Here is a 1,890-nt window from a genome sequence, read left to right as displayed (position 1 = left end):
TTGGCCCGCTCGTTCAGCTCGTGGTAGGTCAACTGCTCTCCTTCGAAGAACAATGCTGCCTGCCCCGGTGTCTGCAAAGCTTGTGCTTCAAACAAGCCATGAATCGTTTGTTCACTCGGATACTCAGCCGCCGTATTTCCCCACACGCGAAGGATTTGCTCGCGTTCCTGCTCACTCAATAAATCCAGCTCACCCAATGTCTTATCTGGATTCGTCGCAATGGTTTCAGCCAATTGTATAAAGTGGCGCGTGATCTGCTCAACCGTTTCCCGTTTATACAAGGATGTCGCATATTGCAAACCGAATTGAATTCCATCCTCTTCTTCGCTGGCTTCCAGCGTCAAGTCGAACTTTGCCGGGACCTGCTCCATGCCAAATGGCCGGAAGCTGATGTCTGGCAGTTTCAGCTCGCCTTGTTCCGTGTTTTGTAGAACAAACATCGTATCAAACAGTGGGTTACGGCTCATATCCCGTTTCACATTCAGTTTTTCCACCAGTTCCTCAAACGGATAATCCTGATGCTCATACGCTTGCAAGGCTCGGGCTTTCACATCCTCCACGTAGTGGCGGAACGGTTGCGCTACAGTTGGATAGTTGCGCATGGCTAGTGTTCCGACAAACATTCCGATAATTGGCTCTAGATCGGCATACGGTCTTCCCGCAATTGGGGTACCGACAATGATGTCTTCCTGTCCAGTGTAATGATGCAGAAGTGCTGTATAAGCCGCCAGAAGCACCATATACAGCGTCGAACCTGTCTGTGCTGCCAGCTCTTTCAAGCGCTCGCTGACTTCACGTTCCAGTCTGAATACCACTGTATCTCCTGCCGTGCTCCGCACCGCCGGGCGGGTAAAGTCGGTTGGCAGATCCAGTACGGGCAGCTCACCCCGGAAGTTATCTAACCAGAACGTCTCCTGTCGTTTCATCCAATCCTGCCGTGTTTCACCTTGCTGCCATACGGCATAGTCTTTGTATTGAAGCCGTAACGGAGGCAATACCTCACCGCTGTATAAGCGTACAAATTCTTTAGTCAATACGCCTGCTGATACACCATCTGAGATAATATGGTGCATATCGAGCATTATCAGATGTTGCTGTTCTTGTTCTCCCCCTTGTATACCCAGATCCAGCAAGGATACCCGTAGCAACGGTGCAGCTTGGAGATCGAATGGACGTACAAAACGTTGAACCCAATCTTGCACTTCTCGGCTTACAAGCTGCTCAGACACTACTGATTGCTGCTCAAACACTGTATCACGATCAGAGATTTGCACATGAATTTGTTGATCAGCTTCTGTATGCGTTACTACACGCCCTGCCTGTACCTTCGCATACTCGACCTCGAATGGTACGGTTTTTTGAATCCGTTGCACGGGTTCATTGTTCACCAGTTCAAAGCTGGTGCGGAAAGCTGCATGACGTGAAACCAACTGTCGGAACACGTCTTCTACCCTTTTCACATTCAGCGGGCCACTTAACTGGAACACGGCGGGTATGTTGTAGTTTACATCGTTCGGATCAATTCGGTACAGCACATACATCCGTTTTTGTGCCGAGGACAAAGGGTAGAACGAACGTTCTTCCGTCACTGAAATGGACGCATACATCTCTTGATCCAATTGTTCAATGATGGCCGCCAGCTGTTCAATCGTCGGTGCTTCAAAAATGCTACGCAGGGGAAGCGATTTATTCAATTCCTTGTGGATCTTTGAGACCAGCGTCGTCGCTCGCAGCGAATGTCCACCAATCTCGAAGAAGTTCTCTTTTACACCGACTTGCTCCAAGCCCAGCACGTCCTGCCAGATTTGCGCCAGCTTGGATTCCACCCAGGTTTGTGGTGCGGCATAATCCGCCCCCGTTTGCAGGCTACCTTCCGGTGCCGGTAATAAT

General features: G+C 50.0%; 1 protein-coding gene. It reads right to left on the bottom strand.

From position 1 onward, the window contains the following. Positions 1 to 1,890, bottom strand: a 1,890-nt coding sequence (locus ACIFQM_RS25005) for a condensation domain-containing protein (protein WP_430066420.1), incomplete at both ends; no start/stop codon positions are given.

The organism is Paenibacillus sp. NRS-1782, from assembly GCF_050467685.1.
GTDB classification, from domain to species: Bacteria; Bacillota; Bacilli; order Paenibacillales; family Paenibacillaceae; genus Paenibacillus; species Paenibacillus terrae_A.
Note: the sequence above shows the minus strand (reverse complement) of the source record. Positions and strands in the feature narration are given on the sequence as shown.